The sequence below is a fragment of the Pectobacterium cacticida genome, from assembly GCF_036885195.1.
Taxonomy (GTDB): Bacteria; Pseudomonadota; Gammaproteobacteria; order Enterobacterales; family Enterobacteriaceae; genus Pectobacterium; species Pectobacterium cacticida.
In genome coordinates this window covers 289284-315251 of sequence record NZ_CP133656.1, presented here as the reverse complement: position 1 = coordinate 315251, position 25968 = coordinate 289284, and the positions used below count along the sequence as shown (strand labels likewise).

Below are 25968 nucleotides of genomic sequence, written 5' to 3'. Positions count from 1 at the left end.
AACCCATGAGGCGAATAGAGATTACCGCGCGTCCTGACTGGCAGGAAAAAGCCGCCGAGTTTGGTTTTCAATTCCACACTATGTATGGAGAACCTTACTGGAGTGAAGAAGCCTACTACCAATTCACGCTGGCCCAGATCGAAGAATTAGAAGAAACCACGGCGGAATTGCACCAAATGTGCCTACAAGTGGTGGAAAAGGTCGTCAACAGCGATGCGTTACTCGCCAAGTTCCGCATCCCCAAACACACCTGGGATTTCGTTAGGCATTCATGGCGTACCAATCAACCCTCGTTATATTCACGTCTCGATTTGGCTTATGACGGCAAATCGCCGGCCAAATTACTGGAAAATAACGCAGATACGCCAACATCGCTGTATGAAGCCGCTTTTTTCCAATGGCTATGGCTGGAAGATCAAATCAACGCGGGGAACCTGCCGCAAAACGCTGACCAGTACAACAGCATCCAGGAAAAGCTGATCGAACGCTTTGAAGAACTAAAACTGAATCATGGCTTCGGCCTGTTGCACTTCGCCTGCTGTAGAGATACGGAAGAAGATCGCGGTACGGTGCAATACCTTCAGGATTGCGCGCTGGAAGCGGGCTTACCCAGCGAATTTCTGTACATTGACGAGATTGGGCTTGGCGAAAAAGGCCAGTTTACCGATCCGCAAGATCAGGTGATCGGCAACCTGTTTAAGCTGTATCCGTGGGAATTCATGTTGCGCGAAATGTTTTCCACCAAGCTGGAGGATGCTGGCGTGCGTTGGCTTGAACCAGCCTGGAAAAGCATCATTTCTAATAAAGCTCTATTGCCTATGCTGTGGGAAATGTTTCCGAATCACCCGAATCTACTTCCCGCCTACTTTGCGGAAGATGACCACCCCACATTGGAAAGCTATGTTATTAAGCCGTTGTTTTCGCGCGAAGGGGCGAACATTAAGATCATTAAAAAAGGAAAAGAAATTGCGTCAGCCGATGGCCCCTACGGCGAAGAGGGCATGATTGTTCAGCAGTACCATCAACTGCCGAAGTTCGGCGACAGCTATACGTTGGTCGGTAGCTGGCTGGTGGACGATCGGCCGTGCGGTATTGGCGTACGAGAAGATCGCGCGCTGATCACTCAAGATCTCTCACGGTTCTATCCACATATTATTTTGGATTAAGTGGGAAAGTGAACGTAACAAAGCACGGCTCTCACCACCGTGCCTTGTTCATTTTCAATGCAATAGCAGATTACCCTACCTGTACGGACAGCATACTCAGCGATCCCATTTCGATCCCATCGACGGGCACTGTAATAGGCTCTTTGCCATCCCAACTCCCTAATACATAGAGCAGCGGAAGATAATGCTCGGGTGTTGGGTTAGATAATGCGGCGCCATCGTGTTGCATGAAATTCACCAGCGGATGATTATCGCCCTGATAAGCGAGGTTATCACGCACAAATTGATTGAATGAGACAGCCCACGGGTATGGCTCCGCGTCGCCGTCCCATTTCACCATCCGCAGGTTATGCACAACATTACCGCTGGCCACAATCATGATTCCCGCATCACGTAGCACTGACAGCTTGCGCCCTAATTCATAGTGATAAGCAGCGGGCTGCGTGCCGTCTATACTGAGTTGCACCACGGGAATATCGGCATTGGGATACATCTTGATTAGCACCCCCCAAGCGCCGTGATCCAACCCCCATTGTCCCCGATCGGCGGTCACAGGATACGGAGCCAGTACCTGCTGGATTCTCTCTGCTAATTCAGGTGAACCCGGTGCCGGATATTGCGTATCAAACAGCGCCTGCGGGAAACCGCCAAAATCATGGATGGTGCGTGGGTTTTCCATCGCCGTCACAGCTGTACCACGGGTATACCAATGGGCAGAAACGGCAATAATCGCTTTCGGACGCGGCAGCGTCTCACCCAGCGCTTGCCATGTCTGAGTGTACACATTGCTTTCCAACACGTTCATCGGGCTGCCGTGGCCGAGGAACAGTGCAGGCATCCGGGAAGTGTTGTTCATAGTCATATCCTCTGAAAGATGTCAGCAAACGTGCAACCGCACGCGATGACCTTACTTTACGCGCTTTATGACACAGAAAAAGTCAGAGTTATGTGATGAAGAACATCAATTAATTTGAAATTGCTTAATGCCTACCAGTCCGCGATAAGGCAACGCAAAACCCCGCCGAAGCGGGGTTTTATGATGATGAGAGTTGACCGTTAAGCCGCGTTCTTTCATAAAAAGCGTCGTGGACAGTCATTCATTTTGCCTCCCCCACAGAGCAAAACCCCGCCGAAGCGGGGTTTTATGATGATGAGAGTTGACCGTTAAGCCGGGTTCTGTCGTGGACAGTCATTCATCTAGGCCAGCAATCACTCACTGGCTCAAGCAGCCTACCCGGGTTCAGTACGGGCCGTACCATGTGAACCCCTATTTGGCCTTGCTCCGGGTGGAGTTTACCGTGCCACGAACTGTTGCCAGCCGCGCGGTGCGCTCTTACCGCACCCTTTCACCCTTACCTGATCCCACTTGCGTGGGCCATCGGCGGTTTGCTCTCTGTTGCACTAGTCGTAGGCTTGCGCCTCCCAGGCGTTACCTGGCACCCTGCCCTATGGAGCCCGGACTTTCCTCCCCTCCGCCTGTCTCCCCCGAAAGGGACGGCAGCGAAGCGGCGACTGTCTGGTCAACTCCGGCGCGGATGATAGGACAATTTGCCCTACTTGTCATCTTCTGATTCGCCATCCACCCCTTCTTGCTCCAGCATATAACGATACAATGCGTTCTTCTTCACACCGTGAATTTCAGCCGCCAGCGCCGCCGCTTTCTTTAATGGCAGTTCAGCGCGTAATAACGCCAACGTGCGCAATGCATCCACCGGCAACGCGCTGTCGTCCACCTGATATCCTTCTACGATGAGCACCATCTCGCCCTTACGCCGATTCTCATCTTCTTTTACCCATGCCAGGAGCTCTCCGACAGGCGCACCGTGAATCGACTCCCAGGTCTTGGTGATTTCGCGCGCGAGCACCACATAGCGCTCAGCCCCCAGCACCTCACAAATATCCTGCAAACTGTCCAAGAGACGATGGGTAGATTCGTAGAAAATCAGCGTACGCGGTTCCTCCGCTAGCTCATGCAACTTATCTTTACGTCCTTTGGTTTTGGCGGGCAGAAAGCCTTCATAGCAAAAACGGTCGGATGCCAGACCGGACGCAGAAAGCGCTGCGATGGCCGCACACGCCCCTGGCAGCGGCACTACGCGAACGCCCGCTTCACGGCAACGGCGAACCAAATGGTAGCCAGGATCGTTAATCAGCGGTGTGCCCGCATCTGAAACCAGCGCGATGCTTTGTCCTGCCTGCAATTTAGCCAGTAATACATCCGCTTTTTGTTGTTCATTATGGTCGTGTAATGCGAATAGTCGCGCATTAATCGCAAAATGTTGTAACAGCAGACCGGTATGACGGGTATCCTCTGCGGCAATCAGATCAACGCTCGCCAATACTGCCAGCGCGCGCTGCGTGATGTCGCCCAGATTGCCGATTGGCGTGGGGACAATGTAGAGGGTAGATGCAGAAATGTCTGCTTGTTGTGCTTGATTCATTGTTTCATCCGGGTTGCCGATTTAATATTGAGCATCTTTAAAAAATCACTGGATACAGTATGGTTCCCTTTCATTTCGTCCGTACCCAGGCGGGGCGTGCTATCCCCGTGTTGTTAGCGGCACTGTTTCTTACTGGCTGCCCAAGTCACGCGCCGCAAAGCCCGCCTCCTGAGATTCAGGGAACGGCCGACGCATCATCCGATTATTATCTGCAACAATTGCAGCAAAGTAGCGATAATAACAAGGCTGACTGGCAATTACTTGCTATTCGTTCCCTGCTACAGGAAGGGAAAATCCCGCAGGCGAGCCAACAGTTCAACACGCTGACAGAAAAACTGAGCGCGGCGCAAAAACAGGAACGGCAGCTACTCAGCGCGGAACTGTCCGTCGCCCAGAACAATATGGATGCGGCTAAGGCAGCTCTGAGCCAGCTTGATGTGAGCGCACTTTCCGATCAGCAGAAGCAGCGTTATTACCAGGCACAAATCAAAACCGCACAAGGCCGTCCGTCCATTGAGCTGCTACGCGCCTATATCGCCCTAGAACCGCTACTGACGGGTGAAGAGCATCAGATGAACCTCGATCAGACCTGGCTGGCATTGACGCAAATGTCTCCGCAAGAGTCTGGCGCGCTGTTGATTAACGCAAATGAAAACGTGCTTCAGGGCTGGGTAGATTTGTTGAATAGCTATCAGAACAACCGCGAATCTCCCAATCAGTTGCAGAGCGCTATTCAAGACTGGCAAACTCGATACCCGCGCCATCCCGCGGCAAAAACATTGCCGACATCGTTAAATCAGGTCATCAATTACCACCCTACCTCTATAAGGAGCATTGCGCTGCTGTTACCGCTTAATGGTCAGGCACAGGTTTTCGCCAATGCCATTCAGCAAGGCTTTAACGCCGCAAAGAACGGCCAGAGCGCCATTGCGGTATCGGCGCCGACGACACCACCAGAGGATGCCGGTCAGGGCGTTCAGGCAATCCCGACATCGGATAACCAGGCCGTACCGCCAGCCCCGTACAGCGATCAGACAGTCACCTCCCCGGCACCTGAATCACATGAGGTAAGCACCGGGCTACCCAGTACGCTCCCCGTCAAAGTGTATGACACGTCTTCACAACCGCTGGCCAATATTCTCACTCAAGCGCAACAGGATGGTGCATCACTCGTCATAGGGCCACTGTTAAAAAGCGAAGTAGAACAGTTGACTAACCATCCTTCACCGCTGGATATTTTGGCATTAAATCATCCAGAGCATGTTAAAAATAGTCCCAACATTTGCTACTTCGCGCTCTCTCCGGAAGATGAAGCCAGAGACGCGGCAACCTATATCCACCAACAGGGTAAACAGCAACCGCTGATCTTAGCGCCTCGCGGTACGTTGGGAGACCGTATCGTCAACGCTTTCGCTCAGGCCTGGAATCAACAGAGCGGCACCGTTCCCCTGCAACAACGTTTTGGCAGTACTACGGAGTTAAAACAGGCCATCAATAGCGGTGCAGGTTTAAGTCTGAGCGGCCAACCTGTGAGCGTATCGCCTCAGCCGTCTCAGCCGGGGAGCACGATTGGCGATTTAACCATCCCTTCACAGGTTCAACCGATGGTCGATACATCCGTCAGTGGTAACATCGACGCCGTCTATATCATTGCGACACCAGACGAACTGGCGCTGATTAAGCCAATGATCGATATGCGCACCTCTTCACGCGCCCGCCCCGCGCTATATGCCAGCTCACGTAGCTTTCAGGCTGGTTCAGGCCCGGATTTCCGCCTTGAAATGGAAGGGTTGCAGTTCAGTGATATCCCGCTGCTAGCCGGTGCGAATCCAGCATTGATGCAGCAAGTCAGCAGCCAATTTAAAAATGATTATTCGTTAGTTCGCCTCTATGCCATGGGGATGGATGCCTGGACGCTCGCTAACCACTTTGGTGAACTGCGCCAAATTCCAGGCCAGCAGATTGCCGGTGCGACAGGAAAGTTAAGCGCGGGACCGGAGTGCACAATCCATCGGCAATTAACCTGGCAGCAATATCGTCAGGGTCAATTGGTGCCTGCCCTCTGAACCGGCGTGCCACTGGCGCAGTTTATGAACAACAGGCCCGGCGTTATCTTGAACGTGCGGGCCTGACTTTCACTGCCGCAAACGTTACGCTACGAGGCGGTGAGATCGATTTAATTATGCGCGATCGCCAGGTTTGGGTATTTGTTGAAGTGCGCTATCGGCGCAACGCCTATTTTGGCGATGCGGCTGCCAGCGTTACCCGACGCAAGCAGCAACGATTGCTGCATGCCGCTGCCATATGGCTAGCGCAGCGCGGCGCCAGCTTTGACACGGTAGACTGCCGTTTTGACGTGTTGGCGATTACGGGCGAGCAGTACAACTGGCTTCCTAATGCCTTTACCGCACAAGGGTAACATGCCTCAATGAACTTCAATTTATGTAGGTTAATTCAACGTGCTGGATAGAATAAAAGTTTGTTTTACTGAGAGTATTCAAACGCAGATTGCCGCGGCGGAAGCTTTACCTGACGCGATTTCCCGTGGAGCGATAGCGATGGTGCAGTCTCTACTGAACGGCAATAAGATCCTGTGTTGCGGCAATGGAACGTCGGCGGCGAATGCCCAGCATTTTGCCGCCAGCATGATTAATCGCTTCGAGGCGGAACGTCCCAGCTTACCCGCCATCGCACTTAATGCCGATAATGTGGTCCTAACAGCGATAGCCAATGACCGTCTACATGACGAAATCTATGCGAAACAAGTTAGGGCGCTAGGCCAGGCTGGCGACATACTGCTGGCTATTTCAACACGTGGCAACAGTCGCGATATTGTTAAAGCCGTCGAGTCCGCCGTGACTCGCGATATGACGATCGTCGCCCTGACCGGCTACGATGGCGGGGAACTCGCCGGGCTGCTCGGACCACAGGATGTTGAAATTCGCATCCCATCACACCGTAGCGCTCGTATTCAGGAAATGCACATGCTGACAGTAAATTGTCTGTGTGACTTGATTGATAACACCCTTTTTCCACATCAGAACGATTGAAGGAGCACTACATGAGGATACGTTTTGCATTTGCCGTGCTATCTATCGCCCTGTTGTTACAAGGCTGTGTCGGGGTAGTTGCCGTTGGCAGCGCCGTGGCAACCAAAACGGCTACCGACCCACGGACCATAGGCACACAGGTTGACGATGGTACATTGGAGGTCCGCGTGGCGAATGCAATTAGTAAAGACGAGCAATTGAAAAAAGAGGCTCGCATCGTTGCAACCGCGTATCAGGGGAAAGTGTTGCTAACAGGACAGGCTCCCACTGTAGAAATGGCGAACCGGGCTAAACAAATTGCCCTGGGTGTAGAAGGCGCAGCCGAGGTTTATAACGAAATACGCCAGGGCAAACCGGTTTCAATAGGAACTGCATCCGTGGATACGTGGATCACCACCAAAGTCCGCTCACAGATTCTGGCAAGCGATAGCGTTAAATCCTCTAACGTAAAAGTCACCACCGAAAATGGCGAAGTTTTCCTGCTTGGCCTAGTGACCCAACGTGAAGGCGCTGCTGCCGCAGAAATCGCCAGTAAAGTTGGCGGTGTGAAGCATGTAACGACGGCCTTCACCTATCTGCAATAACCCGTTATTGCGTTAATGTGTTTGCTTTTTTAAACATAGAAACCGCGGATGAAGACATCAGCGGTTTTTTTATCTCTATTTGACAGGCTCATATTGTAAAACGATGAAGTCAGGGGACAACCCGATCACGGCGCAACAGGATTAAGCAACCAGAGCGCACGGCGGGTTTCCACGCTGATATGGCTCGGTTCTTTATCCCGATCGCTCGCCGCTCCAGAGAGTAATTCAGCAAAACCCGCCTGTTTGATTTGCGTCTGGTAGCGCGGTGCCTTTACACCTCGCTCCGCCTGTAATAACAGCGGAATAAGACGGCTGCTTTGCCTGTCCATCGTCTTACGAGGCCACGCCTTATCTTCATCCAGATACGGAACCATAAAATCCAGCGCCTTTATTGCGCTACTGCCCTTAGGCGTTTGGTATTGCCAGATATTTTCCCCAACGCGGGACGCCAGAATAGCCATATCCGTTATCGCCTGAAGGTTGAAGTAGCTGTAATGGAAAGATCGCGTACGAGCCAGTTCCTCCGGCTGAGAACCATCCGGTTGCAGTTGGTGATTCAACTTTTCCCGCTGTAATTGTGCCATGGATTTCACCACGTCGATGTTGCCCAGATACCAGGCAATCCCCGCCACCTGTACGGTATACCAGCTACCATGGTTGTTCTGAGCGATGGCCTCTTTTTTCCCCAGTTTGCTGGTTTGCAGCCAGTGCAGATAATCGCTCATCCATTTCTGCATCTGCCGCTCATCCTGCTTCGTCCAGCCTGGAGCATGGCGCAACATAAGCAACGAATCGACAATGCGGGTGGAAAAATAGCGTCCGTCCAACACACCCGACGCTCTGCCCGACGCGATACCCGGCACGCCTTGTGCAAAATCGAGATTAGGGTTCATACGCGTAGCAGGATCGATAAACCAGGTCCGGATCATCGATATGGCTTTGTCGGCATAAGCCTGTTTACCCGAGAAGTACCACGCCAACGTCAACACCTGCGTTTGGGCAGTGAATTTTGCCAGCCTAACCCCATCGGTCTCCTCATCCTTGCTGGCAGGGTTTACTTGCCCGTCACGACGAATCCAAGGAAGACCATCAACTTTATCGGGATCGGGCCACCAGTAGATGCTGAGGCTCAAATAATCCTGCTTTGAACCACTTGGCGGCATAGATTTTTTTTCCGTCACGCTAGGGTTAGCGATTTTCAACGCACGATCGGCTTCTGAAATAAGCTGCTCATACGCTATTCGCATCTGCGGCTTTTCCGTTTTCTGCTGCAACTGCTGTTTTACCGAGGATAGCTGGTGCTGTTGTAAGAAGGCGTAGGGATTATCGGGGGATAACGCTTTGGACAGCGCGTCCGCACGGACGACTAAGGCCACACAACACAATGCAACCAGTAACCCCGCGCAATAACGTAACCGCATACTTTCTCCTAATGTCGGAAGCACGACCATTCACGCAAAAATTTCTCGGTATGCTAACGAATAGGACGGGTTAATTCAGATTGTTGGCCCGCAAAAATGCGTTTCCGCCCATCTGACGCATCTGACGTAAAATCCACCGCTGGCGTTGAATAACATAGCCAGATGGCGCATTCACACGGAAGCGAATAGGGTTCGGTAACACCGCCGCCAATAACGCAGATTCGCTGGCCGTCAACCTGCTGGCAGGTTTATTGAAATATCGCCGCGCTGCCGCCTCCACGCCAAAGATGCCGGGGCCAAATTCGGCGATATTCAAGTACACGGTCAGTATCCGTCGTTTTGTCCAGACCAGCTCAACGCCGAGAGTTATCCCCGCCTCCAGCCCTTTACGTACCCAACTACGTCCCTCCCACAGGAACAAGTTCTTCACCATCTGCTGTGATAACGTTGAGGCGCCCCGAATCTGCTGCGTATTGTGTGCATTGTGCTTCAATGCCTGACTAATCGCATTAAAATCAAAGCCCCAATGCTGGGGAAATTTTTGGTCTTCCGCCGCCATCACTGCAAGCGCCATTTCTGGCGCGATATCTTCCATTGCCACCCAATCAGAATGCGCGACATAGGAGAATTCGCCGTTTAGCCATGCACTTATCTGCCTGTCGACCATCAGTGCAGAAAACGGCACCGGCAAGAAGGAGAACAGCAGGATGCCTGCCAGCCACACCCCGATAACCCCCAATACACCGCGAACGAGCAGGCGCTTCAACCGCGTTAGCCAGCTTCCACCCCCTCGACGCGATGTCATTCAATAAGATCCAATACGCGAGCCACGAGTTTGTCGATGCCTTTTGCCGCTTCACTAATGGAATTCGCCAGCATATAAGCAGGTGTGGTTACGATTTTATGTTCCGCATCGACCACGATGTCATCAACCGGGCAAACAATGTGAATGCCGCCCATTTCTTCTACCACCTCAGCGGTATCTACATCATTACCAATAGTTAGGCGTATAGCTTCACCCAACATTTTTGGTAGCAGTACAGGAGAGATGCAAATAAAACCAATTGGTTTATTTTGTTTATACATTTCCCTTGTAAGCAATTGCAGCGTTTCATCGATCTGGCAGGCGGCTCCCTGCGTCGCGAAATCACTGAGATTCTTCACTGCGCCTAATCCGCCTGGCACTATCAGTGCATCTAAATCTTGTGTATTGGCGCAAGAGAGCGGTTGAATTTTCCCTCTGGCTATCCGCGCTGATTCTGCTAAAACGTTACGATTTTCATCAGTTACTTCGCCATTAAGATGATTAACCACCTGTAATTGCGGCTTATCTGGCGCAAAGCAGACGGCTTGTGCTCCTGCACGATCCAGTGCGAGTAACGTCAATACCGCTTCGTGAATCTCAGAACCGTCATAAACACCACAACCACTCAGGACAATGCCGACTCGTTTCATCATTTTTTCCTTCATTTCATTACATTGATTAATTGATTTTTTGATGGACAACCACTAATCTAAATCACACATTTTAGTGATTCTTGTAACAAAGATTTCTCTATTTGCTATGTTGTTGCGTTACGACAATGTACTGTAGTTTATAGTAGTTGCTGTTGTAAGCTGTCCTTGTAAGGTAAACTGTATAGGCGCTATGCTTAAGTGTGTAGCACCGTTAGAATAGAAACATCCGCACTTGCGTGTTTACTAAACCTGAGATCTAAATGCAGGTGCTTGTTTTCCCTGGCGTTGGCGCATAATTCGCGCACCCCGGCTTCGGTCGGGGTCATTTTTTTCTGCTTAAGGAAAATAACAAAACTCGTCGCGTTTCTCCCCACTGGCACACTTTGCATAATCTGCCATCTTTTCGCTCTCCCATATGACATAAAAATTTTTTACGTCGTTTCACGCACCACATCCTTGTGCAATAGCAAACCACTGTCTGGCTCACTCACCTTTCTCTGCCTCGGCCACCCAGTCACGTAGCACCTGAACGTCATGACGCCAGTCGTGCTTCAGCTCATCAATCCATTCCTGCACATTATCCCACCATGCCGGAAGCGACGCGGTCTGAATCTGCTGAGCAACCTGTTGCAGGTGCCGTAATCCGACGGAACCTGCCGCACCTTTGATTTTGTGCCCTTCTTCCGTGATGCCCTTCTGATCGCGCGCCATCATATTGGAATCAAGAATCGCCAGATAGCCCGGCATCATTTGCTCAAACATCGCCAGACTCTGGTGGATCAATTTCGGCCCCACCAAATCTAAATATTGCTCCAGCATGGGAATATCCAGCAAATCTTCTTTCGCCTTTGCCATTTCGTCACCATCCTTAATCGTTGGCGCTTGCGCCCACACCCCATGTGTGTCCCAGAATTGCTTGATCACCGCGGTCAGCGCAGGCACCGATAACGGCTTGCTGAGCACGTCATCCATCCCCGCATCAAGATATTCACGTTTGTCCTTCAGCACATTGGCCGTCAGCGCTATTAGCGGAGGCAGATTGCGATTAGCATAGCGTTCGCGGAGCTGGCGCGCGACATCCAGTCCGGTCATATCTGGCAGTTGAATGTCGAGCAGCACCAGATCGAACTCGTCGGGATCGAACATATCCAGCGCTTCTTTTCCCGTCATGGCGACCTCCACGCTATTACCTAGTTTTTCCAGCACCGAACGCGCGACCACCACATTGAGCTCAATATCTTCGACCAGAAGAATGTGCAACACCGGTAACGGTAAATCATCATCGCCTTGTAGATTGCCTCTCTCTTCATCAGCGCTGGGTGCCATGACCGTCAGAGTGAAGCAGGAACCTTTACCTTGCGTACTGGCAACCTGAATATCGCCGCCCATGTTCTGTGCCAGACGCCTGGATACCGCCAAACCGATGCCGGAGCCGGTGGCTGGCTTACCGCCATGTTGGTCTTTGACCTGGTAATACATGGCGAAGATTTTTTCCTGTTCATCAGCCGGGATCCCCATGCCAGAATCTTCAACGTCAAAGCGCAGCCGATCGTTTTGTTCATGCCAGACGCGCACCACAATTTCACCTTGTGGGGTAAATTTCACCGCGTTACTCAGTAAATTCCATAGAATCTGTCGCAGGCGCGTCCCATCGGTCACCACACGCTGGGGCAACGGAGCGTGTGGTTCCATAATCAACTTCAGACCTTTCTGTTCCGCTAACAGACCACCAAGATTCTCCAGATCCACCAGAAAACCGGTGAAATCGATGGGCTGATTATCCAGTTGCACCTTACGCCGTTCTTGCTTGTCCATCTCAATCACGTCGTTAAAGATATTGCCCAGCGTGACCGCACTGACATGAATGGTTTTCAGGTATTTCAGTTGTTCAGCATCAAGTTGCGTATCCATTAAGATCCGACTTAATCCGACAATGCCGTTGAGCGGCGTGCGAAGCTCATGGCTGATGGTCGAAATAAAGGTGGTCTTCTCCCTGCTGGCATTTTCTAACGCGTCCTGGTAACGCTTACGCTCCGTTATATCGCGCCCAAACCCCATTAGCCCATGGCGCTTGCCCATGCGATCATAAAACGGCACCTTACGCAGCTCAAAACATGCTTTGCGTCCATCGGGATAGACCAACCACTGTTCATAGGTCAGAGAAACATTGTGACGGAACACTTTTTCATCCGTCTCCATCACTTTCTCAGCGATATCAGGGGAATAAACATCCTGCGGCGTCAGACCGATGAGTTGTTTCTGGCTTTTCCCCACCAGCAGTTCCATCGCGCGGTTACAACCGGAAAATGCTTTATCTTCATTACGGTAGTAAACCAAATCCGGTGATGCATCAAGGAACGATCGCAGCAATGACGATTGCTGCTCCAACTCAATTTGCGCTTGTTCGCGACGTGCTATTTCTTCCTGAAGTCGGCTCATCACCAGCGCGCGCGCCTCTTCTGCTTTGACACGATCGGCAATTTCCTGATTGAGCTGCATGATGTTTTCCTGAAGCTGCGCATTCAGTTCCAGGTCGCGGTGACGCATTTCTTCCAGCTTTGCCACCAACTTTGACAGTCGCTGGCGCGACTCTTCGAGCTGCTCCACTACGACAGAAAGAAAATAAACGGCCCAAGGCGTAATTAATAACCCGAAGAAAACGGAGCGCACAACATCGATTTTTTCGACCTCACCGCTGAGCAATAGCGTGACGGCCATTTGCACCACCATTGCCAGCAATACCAAGACAGAGGCTAACAGCAGTGAAAAACGGACAATCCCCAGTTTTACCATCAAATCAACATAATACTGCGCCAACAGGCGAATTTGCTTCATAGCAGTTTTCCTTAGTCACCCACCCGCGCATCATAACGCAAAAGCCTGCCTTATACGGTGCCACCACGCGTAATCAACGTGTCATGACCCTCGCGGCGTGACGTCGTCGCGTTTGTCTTAATTGACCTTTCATCCATCATAGGTCGTCATAACAATTTAGGTCGTCATAACAATAAGGCGTACCGAGCGCAGATCCCTGAACGCCGTGCGTTTGTAGATAGCGATCCAACTCTACCATCGCCGTCCAGCGATTTTCGCACCACAGCGGCGCCAGCAAGGTCGGTCGCCGGGCGCTGGCGGAAACGCGATGATAGATAATGTCTGGCGGCGTATGACGAATCATCTCCCCTGCTGTTTCCACGTAGTCATACAAGGCCAACGCTGACAGCCTTCCCGCACGCCAGGCCTTTGCCATCGTACTGCCTTCCACAATGTGGAGAGGATGCAGCTTAATACCATCCACGCCAGTCTCGACCACCTGTTCCAGCGTCGATAAGCAGCGCTGCGCATCTTCGCCCGGTAACCCCACAATCAGATGGCTGCACACCTTTAGACCACGTGCGCGCGCCCGGCGGGTGGTTTCTTGATAACAGGCGAAATCATGTCCACGGTTAATCCGACGCAATGTCTTGTCGCTCGCGCTTTGTAGCCCGAGTTCAAGCCAAACTTCGTAACCCCGATCGTGATAATGGGACAGCAGATCCAATACCGCATCCGGCACGCAGTCGGGGCGCGTACCGACGCAAAGTCCTACCATTTCCGCCTGTTGCAACGCTTCCTGATACAGGCTTTCCAATACTTTAACTTCGGCATAGGTGCTGGTATACGCCTGAAAATACGCCAGATAACGCTTGGCGCGGTTTACCTTTCCCGCCTGTGATTCCAATTGCTGTGCGATGCTATGCTGTTGCATTTTCTCGTCGGCAAATGAAGCCACATGACAGAACGTACACCCGCCTCGCCCCAACGTACCATCACGGTTGGGACAGTTAAAGCCGCCGTGTAGCGACAGCTTGTGCACCTTCTCGCCATAGCGGCGCTGAAGATATCCGCCAAACATATTGATTAATTTTTGCAATTGCATATTCTAACCCGCTCCCTTGAGGAGAGCAGACTACCTTTCTCTTACTTCCTGCGCGATGACGGCGATCAAGCGTACTTGCCCCAAAAAAGTGCATTTTTATTCGTTTTAGATGAAAAAAAACTCACATTTAGGCAAATTAATTTTTCTAATCCCAACGGCTCCTGTAATGAAAAGATGAAGCATTACTTAAAAATAGTTTCATGAAATCTAAAACTAGCCATATTTAGCATAATATGCTACTGAACAGACATAACATAGCATGGACACGGGTTATGGCGTCTCTATATAGTGATACAGTTCACACTTTAATTACGCGTATCTTTTAATTTCCACAAGATTTTTTCTAATAAAATCATTATTTTTCATAGATATAATTAAATATTATCGCTTATTGGCACAATTTATACAGGTATTTGACCTGAACAGGCTTTCTCGCTAATTTGGGAGCCCGCTGGAAGCTTTCCTGACGGGTTCACGACTCGTCATATTTATGCAGTAAATGAAGACTCCCTCTAAAAACAAGTCATTTACCACTTGTGAGACCGTCACGAGAGGCCGAAGAAGAGAGCGCGATTCGCCGCTCGACGCCACAGTGCTTTCTCGCAGTAGGTTGTGAGAGTCACACAGAGCCTGGGGAGGTTCACTAATATGTTGTACGATGCATCCCAAGAGAGAGATAACTGTGGTTTCGGATTAATCGCCCATATAGAAGGTGAGCCGAGCCACAAAGTTGTGCGCACCGCGATTCACGCGCTCGCACGTATGCAGCACCGTGGCGCAATCCTTGCTGACGGCAAGACTGGCGACGGCTGCGGCTTATTGCTTCAGAAACCCGATCGTTTCTTTCGTCTGGTGGCGGAAGAGCGTGGTTGGCGCTTAGCCAAAAACTACGCCGTGGGCATGATGTTCCTTAATCAGGACGAAGGACTCGCCCGCATTACGCGGCAGATCGTAGAAGAAGAGTTGCAGAACGAAACGCTGTCCGTGCTGGGCTGGCGTGAGGTTCCCACCAATCCAGATGTACTGGGGGAAATCGCGCTATCGTCCATGCCGCGTATTGAACAAATTTTCGTTAACGCCCCCGCCGGCTGGCGTCAACGTGATATGGAACGCCGCCTGTTCATGGCGCGTCGCCGTATCGAAAAGCGTATCGAAGACAAAGAGTTCTACGTTTGCAGCTTTTCCAATCTAGTGACGATCTATAAAGGCCTGTGCATGCCGGCGGATCTGCCACGGTTCTATCTCGATCTGGCCGATTTGCGTCTGGAATCGGCCATTTGCCTGTTCCACCAGCGCTTCTCAACCAACACCGTTCCTCGCTGGCCGTTGGCGCAGCCGTTCCGCTATTTAGCGCATAACGGTGAAATCAACACCATCGCCGGTAACCGACAATGGGCACGCGCACGTGCTTATAAATTCAAAACGCCGCTGATCCCGGATTTGCAGGATGCCGCACCGTTCGTCAATGAAACGGGTTCTGACTCCAGCTCGCTGGATAATATGCTAGAACTGTTTCTAAGTGGCGGGATGGATATCATCCGCGCCATGCGTCTGCTGGTTCCGCCTGCCTGGCAGAACAACCCCGACATGGATCCGGAACTGCGCGCTTTCTTTGACTTCAACTCCATGCACATGGAGCCGTGGGATGGCCCTGCCGGCATCGTCATGTCCGACGGGCGTTATGCCGCCTGTAATCTGGATCGAAATGGCCTGCGCCCTGCTCGTTATGTTATTACTAAAGATAAACTGATCACCTGCGCGTCCGAAGTCGGTATCTGGGATTATCAGCCGGATGAAGTGGTTGAGAAAGGTCGCGTAGGGCCGGGTGAACTGATGGTGATAGACACCCGCAGCGGCCGTATTCTGCACTCTGCCGAAACCGATGACGATCTGAAAAGCCGTCACCCTTACAAAGAGTGGATGGAGAAAAACGTTAAGCGCCTCGTCCCATTTGAAGAGTTGCCTGACGATCAGGTCGGTAGCCGTGAATTTGACGACGATCTGCTGGAAACATACCAAAAGCAGTATGGATACAGTAGCGAAGAGCTAGATCAGGTCATCCGCGTATTGGGGGAAAATGGTCAGGAAGCGACCGGTTCAATGGGCGACGATACGCCGTTCGCCGTGTTATCGAGCCGCCCGCGCATCATTTATGACTACTTCCGCCAGCAGTTTGCACAGGTAACCAACCCGCCGATCGACCCATTGCGCGAAGCGCATGTTATGTCGCTGGCAACCTGCATTGGCCGCGAGATGAATGTCTTTTGTGAAGCGGAAGGACAGGCGCATCGCCTGAGCTTTAAATCCCCGATCCTGCTTTACTCCGACTTCACGCAGCTGACGTCACAGGATGAATTACATTATCGCGCCGATACCTTGGATCTCACGTTTGATCCGTCACAGCAGTCGCTGCAACAGACTATCGAAAAGCTATGTGACGAAGCAGAACGTAAAGTTCGAGACGGTGCCGTTCTGCTGGTGCTTTCCGATCGTGGCATCAGTGAATCGCGCTTACCCGTCCCCGCGCCAATGGCCGTGGGTGCCGTTCAGCGTCGTCTGGTAGAAAAAAGCCTGCGCTGCGATGCCAATATCATTGTCGAAACCGCCAGCGCGCGCGATCCACACCACTTTGCCGTGCTGTTAGGCTTTGGCGCGACGGCAATCTACCCTTACCTCGCTTATGAAACGCTAGCGCGGATGGTAGATAACCACACGATAGATAAGCCCTACCGTACCGTGATGCTGAACTACCGTAACGGTATCAACAAAGGCCTGTACAAGATTATGTCCAAGATGGGCATCTCGACGATTGCGTCTTACCGCTGCTCTAAGCTGTTCGAAGCGGTGGGCCTGCATCAAGATGTGTCGACTCAGTGCTTCCTGGGCGTCGTTAGCCGCATTGGCGGTGCAAACTACAGCGACTTCGAACAAGATCTGCTGAATTTGTCCAAGCGCGCTTGGCTGAAACGTAAAACGCTGGAACAGGGCGGCCTGCTGAAGTTTGTTCACGGTGGTGAATACCATGCCTACAACCCGGATGTGGTTACCACGCTACAAACCGCAGTGAAAAGCGGCGAGTACAGCGATTATCAGAAATATGCCAAATTGGTTAACGAGCGTCCGGTAGCGACACTGCGCGATCTCCTGGCGCTGAAACCACAGGAAGGCGCCGCTATCGCGCTCGACAGCGTTGAACCCGCCTCCGAAATGTTCAAGCGCTTTGATACCGCAGCGATGTCGATTGGCGCGCTCAGCCCGGAAGCGCATGAATCGCTGGCAGAAGCCATGAACGGGCTGGGGGGCTTTTCCAACTCCGGCGAAGGCGGCGAAGATCCGGCGCGTTACGGCACAAATAAAGTATCTCGTATCAAGCAGGTTGCTTCGGGGCGCTTCGGTGTGACGCCCGCCTATCTGGTTAACGCCGATGTGATTCAGATCAAAGTGGCGCAGGGCGCGAAACCGGGCGAGGGGGGGCAGTTGCCGGGTGATAAAGTCACGCCCTATATTGCCCGTCTCCGTTACTCCGTGCCGGGCGTGACCCTGATTTCGCCGCCGCCGCATCATGATATTTACTCCATCGAAGATCTGGCTCAGTTAATTTTCGATCTGAAGCAGGTTAACCCGAAAGCCATGATTTCGGTCAAGCTGGTGTCTGAGCCGGGCGTCGGCACCATCGCCACCGGCGTTGCCAAAGCCTATGCCGACTTGATCACCATCGCTGGTTACGATGGGGGCACGGGCGCCAGCCCACTCACCTCGGTGAAATATGCCGGCTGCCCGTGGGAACTGGGTCTGGTGGAAACACAACAGGCGCTCGTCTCCAATGGCCTGCGCCATAAAATCCGTCTTCAGGTGGATGGCGGCCTGAAAACTGGTCTCGATATCGTTAAAGCGGCGATCTTAGGCGCAGAAAGCTTTGGTTTCGGTACCGGGCCGATGGTTGCGCTGGGCTGTAAATACCTGCGCATCTGCCATCTAAATAACTGTGCAACCGGTGTTGCAACGCAGGACGAAAAGCTGCGCCGCGATCATTACCATGGTCTGCCAGAACGTGTTGCCAACTACTTCAAGTTTATTGCCCATGAAACCCGCGTACTGATGGCTGAGTTGGGCGTCAGTCGTCTGGTGGACCTGATTGGGCGTACCGACCTGCTGGTTGAGCTGGATGGTTTCAGCGCTAAACAGAACAAACTGGATTTGTCACCGTTGCTATATGCGGCTCCCCCTCAACCTGGCAAGGCGCTGTACTGTACCGAAAGTAATTTATCGTTCGATAAGGGCTTATTGAATAAGGAATTACTAGCGCAAGCCCAGCCGCACATTGATGCGAAACAGGGCAAGGCGCTCTACTTCGATATTCGTAACACCGATCGCTCCGTCGGCGCGACGTTGTCTGGCGCGATTGCCGGAAAACACGGCGATCAAGGGCTGGCTGGTGATCCGATTAAGGTCTACTTCTCCGGTACCGCAGGGCAAAGCTTTGGCGTTTGGAATGCCGGTGGCGTGGAGCTGACATTAACCGGCGACGCTAACGATTACGTAGGTAAAGGCATGGCAGGCGGCTGCATCTCCGTGCGTCCTCCCGTAGGCTCGGCATTCCGCAGCCATGAGGCCAGCATTATCGGCAACACCTGCCTTTACGGCGCGACCGGCGGTAAACTATTTGCCGCAGGCCGTGCCGGAGAACGGTTCGCGGTGCGTAATTCCGGCTGTATCACCGTGGTGGAAGGCATCGGCGATAACGGCTGCGAATATATGACGGGCGGCATCGTCTGCGTGTTGGGTCGTACCGGCGTAAACTTTGGTGCAGGTATGACCGGAGGGTTTGCCTACGTGCTGGATGAAGACGGTGAATTCCGTAATCGCGTTAACCCAGAACTGGTTGAAGTGCTAAATGTGGAGGCATTAGCTATCCATGAAGAGCACCTGCGTGGCCTGATTACCGAGCACGTTCAGCACACGGGTTCACAACGCGGGGAAGAGATCCTCGCTAATTGGCTAGCCTGGGCACCGAAGTTTGCCTTGGTGAAACCGAAATCAAGCGATGTGAAGGCATTGTTGGGTCACCGTAGTCGCTCCGCAGCCGAGCTGCGGGTTCAGGCGCAGTAAGAGGTCATCATGAGTCAGAATGTGTACCAATTTATCGACTTACAGCGCGTTGATCCGCCCAAGAAACCGCTGAAGATTCGTAAGATTGAGTTTGTTGAAATCTACGAGCCATTTTCAGAAAGCCAGTCCAAAGCCCAGGCAGACCGTTGCCTGGCTTGCGGCAACCCGTACTGTGAATGGAAATGCCCGGTTCATAACTACATCCCGAACTGGTTGAAGCTGGCAAACGAGGGCCGCATTATTGAAGCGGCCGAATTATCGCACCAGACCAATAGTCTGCCCGAAGTGTGCGGTCGTGTGTGTCCCCAGGATCGTTTATGCGAAGGATCTTGCACGTTGAATGCGGAGTTCGGTGCAGTCACTATCGGCAACATCGAACGCTATATCAATGATAAAGCGATAGAGATGGGCTGGAAACCGAGCGTCGCCAACGTCAAACCCACGGGTAAACGCGTCGCCATTATTGGCGCAGGCCCCGCCGGGCTAGCCTGTGCCGATGTGCTGGCGCGCAATGGCGTACAGGCTGTTGTTTTCGATCGCCATCCTGAGATCGGCGGTCTGCTGACTTTCGGCATCCCTTCTTTCAAGTTAGAAAAAGAAGTGATGGTGAAACGGCGGGAGATCTTCACCGAAATGGGTATCGAATTCCGTCTGAATACCGAAGTCGGCAAAGATGTCGAAATGAAAGCGCTACTGGACGAGTACGATGCGGTCTTCCTCGGCGTTGGCACCTATCAGTCTATGCGAGGCGGGTTGGACAATGAAGACGCTCAGGGTGTTTACGATGCCTTGCCGTTCCTGATCGCCAACACCAAACAATTGATGGGCTTTGAGGCCGCCGCAGGCGAGCCTTACGTCAGTATGCAGGGTAAGCGCGTCGTCGTATTAGGCGGCGGCGATACGGCGATGGACTGCGTTCGTACCTCAATCCGTCAGGGCGCAACGCATGTCACCTGCGCCTATCGCCGTGATGAGGCGAATATGCCAGGTTCTAAACGCGAAGTGAAAAATTCGCGTGAAGAAGGCGTTGAGTTCAAATTTAACTTACAACCGCTGAGCATCGAGATCAACGGCGCAGGGAATGTGTGCGGTGTGAAAATGGCGCGTACCGCGCTGGGTGAACCCGATGCCAATGGACGTCGCCGTCCAGAAGTCGTAGAGGGTTCCGAGCACGTTCTGGAAGCCGACGCGGTCATTATGGCATTTGGCTTCCGCCCACACAAAATGGCGTGGCTGGCAGAACATGATGTCAAATTGGACAACCAGGGGCGGATTCTCGCCCCGGAAAGCGGCGACAACGCTTTCCAGACCAGCAACCCGAAAATTTTCGCCGGCGGCGATGCCGTTCGCGGCTCCGATCTGGTGGTAACCGCTATTGCTGAAGGTCGAAAAGCCGCTGACGGCATCATGAACTATCTGGAAGTGTAGAAATCTCGTCCGTTTTTCAGAGGGTAGCGCTGGCTACCCTCTTGTTTTTTCACAACAGCCCATTCCGAGCCGTTACCTAAACCTCGCCCAAACAGGTTAATAAGGCTTTTATCCCACCTCTACTTTCTAAAGAATTTTTCGTAATAAATCCTACAACGCGCCGTTAAAGCTCTATACTGACCTGAACATAGTTTGCCTTCATTATGATTGGATTTTATTAAGGAGAATATATGGCAGTCGAAGTGGCTCTTGTGACAGGCGCAGGTCAAGGTATTGGCCGTGCTATTGCTCTCAGACTGGCGGCTGACGGATTTGCCGTCGCCATCGTGGACTACAATAAGGAAACCGCGCACAGTGTCGCGCAGGAAATCGAAAAATCAGGCGGACAAGCTATCGCATTACAGGCAGATGTTTCAGATCGCGAGGCAGTCTTCGCGGCTGTCGCCGAAACTAAAAAGCATTTTGGCGACTTTAATGTGATCGTCAATAATGCGGGTGTTGCCCCATCAACGCTGATTGAAGATATCACACCAGAGATTGTCGATCGCGTTTATAACATTAACGTTAAAGGCGTCATCTGGGGCATTCAAGCCGCGCTTGATGCCTTTAAATCACTGGGGCATGGCGGCAAGATCATCAATGCCTGTTCTCAGGCCGGGCATGTAGGGAACCCCGAACTCGCCGTATACAGTTCAAGTAAATTTGCAGTCCGTGGGTTAACGCAGACCGCTGCGCGTGATTTGGCACCACTAGGCATCACGGTCAATGGCTACTGTCCTGGCATCGTAAAAACGCCAATGTGGGATGAAATCGATCGGAAAATCTCTGAGTCGGCCGGTAAACCGCGTGGCTATGCGACTGAGGAATTTGCTAAACGCATCACGCTCGGTCGCCTATCCGAGCCAGAAGATGTCGCCGCCTGTGTTTCCTATTTGGCTAGCCATGATTCTGACTATATGACGGGACAATCGTTATTAATTGATGGTGGTATGGTGTTTAATTAACCCATGCTACGCTAATTAACGCTGTAAAAAGGGCACCTGTGGTGCCCTTAGTTTTTGCCTATTTAACCACTCGCAGCGACGGCCTACCACCTTTAGGCGGCTGTGGCGGTTCATCATCAGAGCTGTCGCTCAATGCCGCAGAATCTAATGGAGTCTCGACCACCGACATCACTGGCGCCGCAGAGTGGGCGTCGTCTCTCGCGCCGTCCAATTCCCCCGCAGACTCATACGCTGGCTCTGGCTCAAACATTGTCCCTGCCCCGTTTTCACGCGCATAAATCGCCATCACGGCCGCCATCGGCACATAAACCTGGCGCGGTACGCCGCCAAAACGCGCATTGAAGCGCACGCTGTCATCAGCTAATTCAAGCCCACCAACCGCGCGCGGCGCAATATTCAACACAATTTGCCCGTCGCGAGCAAATTCCATCGGCACCGATACGCCCGGCAGAGTGACATCCACTACCAGATGGGGAGTTAACTGGTTATCCAGTAACCAATCATAAAAAGCCCGTAGCAAATACGGACGACGTGGAGACAATTGAGACAACGTCATGCCGATTAACCTCGGGTTTGCAAACGCATTTCACGCTCTACTTCCGTCAGGGAAGCCAGGAACGCATCACGTTCAAAGACGCGAGTCATATAACCTTTCAGCTCTTTTGCGCCGGAGCCACTCAACTCAATACCTAACTGTGGCAAACGCCATAGTAAAGGTGCTAAATAGCAATCCACCAGACTAAACTCTTCGCTCATGAAATAAGGCGTCTCATTAAACACCGGAGCAATAGCCAGTAGTTCTTCACGTAACTGCTTACGCGCCGCATCCGCTTCCTGGACGCCGCCATGCATGATTTTCATCAACAAAGAATACCAGTCGCTTTCAATACGGTGCATCATTAGACGGCTGTTGCCGCGGGCCACTGGATAAACAGGCATTAACGGTGGATGAGGAAAGCGTTCATCCAGATACTCCATGATAATGCGTGATTCATAGAGCGTTAGTTCGCGATCCACCAACGTTGGCACGGAACCGTAAGGGTTGAGGTCAATAAGATCCTGAGGCAGATTATCCATGTCAACCTGCTCAATCTCGACACTCACACCCTTTTCCGCCAATACAATACGGACCTGATGGCTAAAAATGTCGGATGGACCAGAAAACAGCGTCATTACCGAACGTTTGTTGGCAGCGACAGCCATGAAAACCTCCAAGTTTATCGAGAAAATACGGTGAATAACCACGCAGTAAATAATCTGCAAACCGCTATTCGAAATTCATCTCGCCAATGGGCAAAACGTCGTCCGGCAAAAACCGACGTTTCAGGCAGCTATGATAGCTGGCACATGGGCATAAAATCGGCAGATAGTTTATCAGATTTTGTTCGTTTTGTGGGGATATAAGCATCACGCTATAAGTAATATACTGATAATAAAACAAATATTATGATGAAACTTATTAGAAGCCATAAAAAACCCGGTGACCAGCACCGGGTTTTCGCATTGCTTTCGCTGCAAAGCAGCCAGAAATTAACGCTTGGAGAACTGAGGACGACGACGTGCTTTACGCAGACCGACTTTCTTACGTTCAACCTGACGAGCGTCGCGCGTTACAAAGCCTGCTTTACGCAGTTCGCCACGCAGAGACTCATCATACTCCATCAGAGCACGCGTGATTCCGTGACGGATCGCACCCGCCTGACCAGAGATACCACCACCTTTAACGGTGATGTACAGATCGAATTTACCGACCATGTCGACCAGTTCAAGCGGCTGACGAACTACCATGCGGGCAGTTTCGCGACCGAAGTACTGTTCCAGACTACGCTGGTTGATAACGATGTTACCGTTGCCCGGTTTGATGAACACGCGAGCGGCGGAGCTTTTGCGGCGACCAGTGCCGTAGTATTGATTTTCAGCCATTGCCTATAATCCCGATTAAATGTCCAGAACTTGCGGTTGCTGTGCCGCGTGATTGTGCTCGGTACCCGCGTAAACTTTCAGTTTACGGAACATAGCACGACCCAACGGGCCCTTCGGCAGCATGCCTTTAACCGCGATTTCAATCACACGCTCAGGACGGCGGGCAATCATCTCTTCAAAGGTCGCTTGTTTAATACCACCGATGTGACCGGTGTGATGATAATAAATCTTATCAGAACGTTTGTTGCCAGTTACGGCTACTTTGTCAGCGTTCAGAACGATGATGTAATCACCCGTATCAACGTGCGGAGTGTATTCCGCTTTATGCTTGCCGCGCAGACGACGAGCCAGTTCAGTAGCGAGACGACCTAAAGTTTTGCCGTTCGCATCAACAACATACCAGTCGCGTTTTACGGTTTCTGGTTTAGCTGTAAAAGTTTTCATTAAAAGCTTACCCAATAATTAGTTACACGTTGGTGAACACCCGAACGCTCGAAAACAGTTGAGGCTCACACGACCATCAAGTCCAGCAAACCTACCCCTTCGAATAGCCATTGCCGGCACTATAAAGTTTTGGGAAAAAAACTTTGTTGTAACGTGGGGTCGCAGGATTATAGAGAAGTCAGTCTTAAAGATCGACCTTTTTCACGCCAAAATGGCTAAAAACCCCGCCTGACACTACGCTAAGTGCGGTTGCCGCAGGTACGCTTCACTTTGCATTTCCTGCAATCGGGATAAACAGCGTTGGTACTCAAATTTCAGATGTTCCCCCTGATAGATATCGAACATCGATGCTTGCGCAGAAATTATCAATTTGATGCGACGATCGTAGCATTCATCCACCAGCGCCAGAAAACGGCGGGCGGTATTTTCTTCCTTTGTTTCCATTACGGTTACATTGTGCAATAGCACCGTGTGATAGAGACTAGCCAGCGCAATGTAATCATTTGGGCTCCGTGCTTCAACGCACAATGTGTGAAAATCGACCGCCAGCACGCCGTCGCTGGCGGCAAGCGTCGCCAGTGGGCGATGGTTAATGTCCAACACCGGCCCCGGCGTCTGCCATACCTTCCCGGTAAGTCGAGTGAACATCTGCTGCATTGCACTCGTCGTTTCTGCGTTCAGCGGCGAGAGGTAAAGGTGAGCCTGCGTCAGTGTGCGGAGGCGATAATCGATACCCGCATCAACATTGCGTATTTCACAATGCTGTTTAATCAGCGCAATGGCGGGAAGGAAACGCGTGCGCTGTAATCCATTGCGGTAGAGTTCATCCGGCGGAATATTCGACGTCGCCACCAGCGTAATACCACGGGCGAACAATGCACGCAGCAATTCAGCCAAAAGCATCGCATCGGTAATATCGGAGACGAAAAATTCATCGAAACAGAGTACATCGGTTTCGGCCTTAAATCCGTCGGCTACCTTCTCCAACGGGTTTTCCTGTCCCTGGAACTGGTTCAGTTCTTCATGTACACGCAGCATGAAACGATGAAAGTGTAGGCGAGTCTTACGCCCAGCCGGCAGGCTATGGAAAAACATATCCATTAGCCAGGTTTTACCTCGCCCAACGCCGCCCCACATATATAAACCGCGAACCGGCGTTGCGGAGTGTTCCTTCCCCCGCCCTAACCAGTGACGCCATTTCCCGACGATGCCGGATGCCCCGCCCTCGTTATTATCTGCACGTTCGCAGAGTGCCTGATATATCGACTCAAGACATTCTACAGTTTGCCGCTGAACATCATCGGGTTGGTATTCGCCAACAGAAAGCGCCTGCTGGTAAAGCGCCAGAGGTGTCATTTGTTGCTGCGTTACCGGTGGAATACGCATAGTCTTCATCATTCCTGAGAGAAAAAAGTGAGCCGTATTTTGCTGTATGTTACCGTCGAGTTAAGCCGTAATCGTTGCAATTAACAACCTTGATGTCTACGGCAGATCAACATTCTTTTCAGGCATCAAGCATCAGGATTCCACTCCGGCAAGGTTAACGGTTATAGTGACTATATATTAAGTGAAAAACCCTACGGGACTACGACGTCAAAATAGGAGCCATTATGACCTGGGAGTATGCACTGATAGGTTTGGTTGTCGGTATTATTATTGGTGCTGTCGCCATGCGCTTTGGTAACCGTAAGCTGCGGCAACAGCAAATAATGCAAAATGAACTGGAGAAGAGCAAAAGCGAGCTGGAAGCGTATCGTCAGGAATTGGTGGGACACTTCGCGCGCAGTGCAGAACTGCTGGATAACATGGCGGATGATTACCGCCAGCTTTATCAGCACATGGCGAAAAGCTCCAATAGCCTGTTGCCTCACGTTCCCGGTCAGGATAACCCATTTAAATACCGTCTGACCGAGTCAGAGGCAGACAACGACCAGGCGCCGGTAGATATGCCGCCACGTGATTATTCCGATGGTGCATCAGGTCTGTTGCGCGCCGAGCGCCCAATTCGCAAATAATTCGTT

At 51.8% G+C, this 25968-nt stretch carries 21 protein-coding genes and 1 other RNA gene; 9 read left to right on the top strand and 13 right to left on the bottom strand.

All coding sequences use genetic code 11. The annotated features are described in order from the left end of the window. The first annotated feature begins 5 nt into the window (after window positions 1–5). Complete coding sequence (locus tag RFN81_RS01395; protein ID WP_264497467.1) at window positions 6–1166, top strand: glutathionylspermidine synthase family protein; 1161 nt, start codon at window positions 6–8, stop codon at window positions 1164–1166. Window positions 1167–1236: 70 nt separating this feature from the next. On the opposite strand, the gene ygiD is transcribed toward RFN81_RS01395, so the two are convergent. The 3 genes from ygiD to rsmI form a co-directional block, all read right to left on the bottom strand. Further along, window positions 1237–2022, bottom strand: coding sequence for a 4,5-DOPA dioxygenase extradiol (gene ygiD, locus RFN81_RS01390; RefSeq protein ID WP_264497466.1), 786 nt, complete (start codon window positions 2020–2022; stop codon window positions 1237–1239). 293 nt (window positions 2023–2315) lie between these two features. Continuing rightward, window positions 2316–2694: RNase P RNA component class A (gene rnpB, locus RFN81_RS01385), an RNA gene on the bottom strand. Between the two features lie 25 nt (window positions 2695–2719). Next, window positions 2720–3607, bottom strand: a complete 888-nt coding sequence (gene rsmI, locus RFN81_RS01380) for a 16S rRNA (cytidine(1402)-2'-O)-methyltransferase (RefSeq protein ID WP_264497465.1) — start codon at window positions 3605–3607, stop codon at window positions 2720–2722. A gap of 59 nt (window positions 3608–3666) precedes the next feature. Here rsmI and RFN81_RS01375 point away from each other — a divergent pair, with 59 nt between their 5' ends. From RFN81_RS01375 to dolP, 4 genes are read left to right on the top strand one after another with little or no spacing between them, the layout of a single operon-like run. Next, window positions 3667–5673 (top strand): penicillin-binding protein activator, encoded by a 2007-nt coding sequence (locus RFN81_RS01375; protein WP_264497464.1) that lies wholly within the window; start codon window positions 3667–3669, stop codon window positions 5671–5673. Continuing rightward, window positions 5670–6026 (top strand): YraN family protein, encoded by a 357-nt coding sequence (locus tag RFN81_RS01370; RefSeq protein ID WP_264498843.1) that lies wholly within the window; start codon window positions 5670–5672, stop codon window positions 6024–6026. The genes RFN81_RS01375 and RFN81_RS01370 overlap by 4 nt, the downstream gene beginning before the upstream one ends. A 40-nt stretch (window positions 6027–6066) precedes the next feature. After that, on the top strand, window positions 6067–6657 hold the full coding sequence (diaA, locus tag RFN81_RS01365) for a DnaA initiator-associating protein DiaA (protein WP_264497463.1): 591 nt from the start codon (window positions 6067–6069) through the stop codon (window positions 6655–6657). An 11-nt stretch (window positions 6658–6668) separates the two neighbouring features. Beyond that, window positions 6669–7241, top strand: coding sequence for a division/outer membrane stress-associated lipid-binding lipoprotein (gene dolP, locus RFN81_RS01360; RefSeq protein ID WP_264497462.1), 573 nt, complete (start codon window positions 6669–6671; stop codon window positions 7239–7241). Between the two features lie 125 nt (window positions 7242–7366). On the opposite strand, the gene RFN81_RS01355 is transcribed toward dolP, so the two are convergent. From RFN81_RS01355 to RFN81_RS01335, 5 genes are all read right to left on the bottom strand, one after another. Next, window positions 7367–8662 (bottom strand): alginate lyase family protein, encoded by a 1296-nt coding sequence (locus tag RFN81_RS01355; RefSeq protein WP_264497461.1) that lies wholly within the window; start codon window positions 8660–8662, stop codon window positions 7367–7369. 70 nt (window positions 8663–8732) lie between these two features. Continuing rightward, complete coding sequence (gene mtgA, locus RFN81_RS01350) at window positions 8733–9467, bottom strand: monofunctional biosynthetic peptidoglycan transglycosylase (protein WP_264497460.1); 735 nt, start codon at window positions 9465–9467, stop codon at window positions 8733–8735. Continuing rightward, the gene (elbB, locus tag RFN81_RS01345; protein ID WP_264498842.1) at window positions 9464–10117 is read right to left on the bottom strand and encodes an isoprenoid biosynthesis glyoxalase ElbB; all 654 of its coding nucleotides are present in this window, start codon (window positions 10115–10117) and stop codon (window positions 9464–9466) included. Before elbB ends, mtgA begins: the two co-directional genes overlap by 4 nt. A 486-nt stretch (window positions 10118–10603) precedes the next feature. Then, window positions 10604–12955 (bottom strand): aerobic respiration two-component sensor histidine kinase ArcB, encoded by a 2352-nt coding sequence (arcB, locus tag RFN81_RS01340; protein ID WP_264497459.1) that lies wholly within the window; start codon window positions 12953–12955, stop codon window positions 10604–10606. Window positions 12956–13091: 136 nt separating this feature from the next. After that, window positions 13092–14039: a TIGR01212 family radical SAM protein gene (locus tag RFN81_RS01335; protein WP_264497458.1), complete on the bottom strand. Its 948-nt coding sequence runs from the start codon at window positions 14037–14039 to the stop codon at window positions 13092–13094. A gap of 648 nt (window positions 14040–14687) precedes the next feature. Here RFN81_RS01335 and gltB point away from each other — a divergent pair. The 3 genes from gltB to RFN81_RS01320 all read left to right on the top strand — a co-directional run bounded on the left by gltB (window position 14688) and on the right by RFN81_RS01320 (window position 21580). After that, window positions 14688–19148 (top strand): glutamate synthase large subunit, encoded by a 4461-nt coding sequence (gene gltB, locus RFN81_RS01330; RefSeq protein WP_264497457.1) that lies wholly within the window; start codon window positions 14688–14690, stop codon window positions 19146–19148. A gap of 9 nt (window positions 19149–19157) precedes the next feature. Beyond that, window positions 19158–20576, top strand: coding sequence for a glutamate synthase small subunit (locus RFN81_RS01325; RefSeq protein WP_334584313.1), 1419 nt, complete (start codon window positions 19158–19160; stop codon window positions 20574–20576). Window positions 20577–20806: 230 nt separating this feature from the next. Continuing rightward, the gene (locus RFN81_RS01320) at window positions 20807–21580 is read left to right on the top strand and encodes a (S)-acetoin forming diacetyl reductase (protein ID WP_264497455.1); all 774 of its coding nucleotides are present in this window, start codon (window positions 20807–20809) and stop codon (window positions 21578–21580) included. A 58-nt stretch (window positions 21581–21638) separates the two neighbouring features. Here the strand turns inward: RFN81_RS01320 and sspB are convergent, their stop codons facing one another. The 5 genes from sspB to zapE form a co-directional block, all read right to left on the bottom strand. Further along, window positions 21639–22136 carry a ClpXP protease specificity-enhancing factor gene (gene sspB / locus RFN81_RS01315; protein WP_264497454.1) on the bottom strand — a complete coding sequence of 166 codons (498 nt, stop codon included), beginning with the start codon at window positions 22134–22136 and terminating at the stop codon, window positions 21639–21641. A 5-nt stretch (window positions 22137–22141) separates the two neighbouring features. After that, on the bottom strand, window positions 22142–22783 hold the full coding sequence (sspA, locus tag RFN81_RS01310) for a stringent starvation protein SspA (RefSeq protein ID WP_264497453.1): 642 nt from the start codon (window positions 22781–22783) through the stop codon (window positions 22142–22144). A gap of 327 nt (window positions 22784–23110) precedes the next feature. After that, the gene (gene rpsI, locus RFN81_RS01305) at window positions 23111–23503 is read right to left on the bottom strand and encodes a 30S ribosomal protein S9 (protein WP_005975490.1); all 393 of its coding nucleotides are present in this window, start codon (window positions 23501–23503) and stop codon (window positions 23111–23113) included. A 15-nt stretch (window positions 23504–23518) separates the two neighbouring features. Then, the gene (gene rplM, locus RFN81_RS01300) at window positions 23519–23947 is read right to left on the bottom strand and encodes a 50S ribosomal protein L13 (RefSeq protein WP_137712372.1); all 429 of its coding nucleotides are present in this window, start codon (window positions 23945–23947) and stop codon (window positions 23519–23521) included. A 234-nt stretch (window positions 23948–24181) separates the two neighbouring features. Continuing rightward, window positions 24182–25333 carry a cell division protein ZapE gene (zapE, locus tag RFN81_RS01295; RefSeq protein ID WP_264497452.1) on the bottom strand — a complete coding sequence of 384 codons (1152 nt, stop codon included), beginning with the start codon at window positions 25331–25333 and terminating at the stop codon, window positions 24182–24184. Between the two features lie 224 nt (window positions 25334–25557). Between zapE and zapG the strand changes: the two genes are divergently transcribed. Then, window positions 25558–25962, top strand: coding sequence for a Z-ring associated protein ZapG (zapG, locus tag RFN81_RS01290; protein ID WP_264497451.1), 405 nt, complete (start codon window positions 25558–25560; stop codon window positions 25960–25962). The last annotated feature ends 6 nt before the right edge of the window (window positions 25963–25968 follow it).

Bases quoted from the DNA above. Each gene is read 5' to 3' on its own strand.
- RFN81_RS01320 (WP_264497455.1), top strand. From the start codon at position 20,807: ATGGCAGTCGAAGTGGCTCTTGTGACAGGCGCAGGTCAAGGTATTGGC.
- ygiD (WP_264497466.1), bottom strand. From the start codon at position 2,022: ATGAACAACACTTCCCGGATGCCTGCACTGTTCCTCGGCCACGGCAGC.
- arcB (WP_264497459.1), bottom strand. From the start codon at position 12,955: ATGAAGCAAATTCGCCTGTTGGCGCAGTATTATGTTGATTTGATGGTA.
- RFN81_RS01355 (WP_264497461.1), bottom strand. From the start codon at position 8,662: ATGCGGTTACGTTATTGCGCGGGGTTACTGGTTGCATTGTGTTGTGTG.
- rplM (WP_137712372.1), bottom strand. From the start codon at position 23,947: ATGAAAACTTTTACAGCTAAACCAGAAACCGTAAAACGCGACTGGTAT.
- gltB (WP_264497457.1), top strand. From the start codon at position 14,688: ATGTTGTACGATGCATCCCAAGAGAGAGATAACTGTGGTTTCGGATTA.
- sspB (WP_264497454.1), bottom strand. From the start codon at position 22,136: ATGACGTTGTCTCAATTGTCTCCACGTCGTCCGTATTTGCTACGGGCT.
- mtgA (WP_264497460.1), bottom strand. From the start codon at position 9,467: ATGACATCGCGTCGAGGGGGTGGAAGCTGGCTAACGCGGTTGAAGCGC.
- elbB (WP_264498842.1), bottom strand. From the start codon at position 10,117: ATGAAACGAGTCGGCATTGTCCTGAGTGGTTGTGGTGTTTATGACGGT.
- RFN81_RS01395 (WP_264497467.1), top strand. From the start codon at position 6: ATGAGGCGAATAGAGATTACCGCGCGTCCTGACTGGCAGGAAAAAGCC.
- RFN81_RS01375 (WP_264497464.1), top strand. From the start codon at position 3,667: ATGGTTCCCTTTCATTTCGTCCGTACCCAGGCGGGGCGTGCTATCCCC.
- dolP (WP_264497462.1), top strand. From the start codon at position 6,669: ATGAGGATACGTTTTGCATTTGCCGTGCTATCTATCGCCCTGTTGTTA.
- RFN81_RS01325 (WP_334584313.1), top strand. From the start codon at position 19,158: ATGAGTCAGAATGTGTACCAATTTATCGACTTACAGCGCGTTGATCCG.
- zapE (WP_264497452.1), bottom strand. From the start codon at position 25,333: ATGCGTATTCCACCGGTAACGCAGCAACAAATGACACCTCTGGCGCTT.
- sspA (WP_264497453.1), bottom strand. From the start codon at position 22,783: ATGGCTGTCGCTGCCAACAAACGTTCGGTAATGACGCTGTTTTCTGGT.
- RFN81_RS01335 (WP_264497458.1), bottom strand. From the start codon at position 14,039: ATGCAATTGCAAAAATTAATCAATATGTTTGGCGGATATCTTCAGCGC.
- rpsI (WP_005975490.1), bottom strand. From the start codon at position 23,503: ATGGCTGAAAATCAATACTACGGCACTGGTCGCCGCAAAAGCTCCGCC.
- rsmI (WP_264497465.1), bottom strand. From the start codon at position 3,607: ATGAATCAAGCACAACAAGCAGACATTTCTGCATCTACCCTCTACATT.
- zapG (WP_264497451.1), top strand. From the start codon at position 25,558: ATGACCTGGGAGTATGCACTGATAGGTTTGGTTGTCGGTATTATTATT.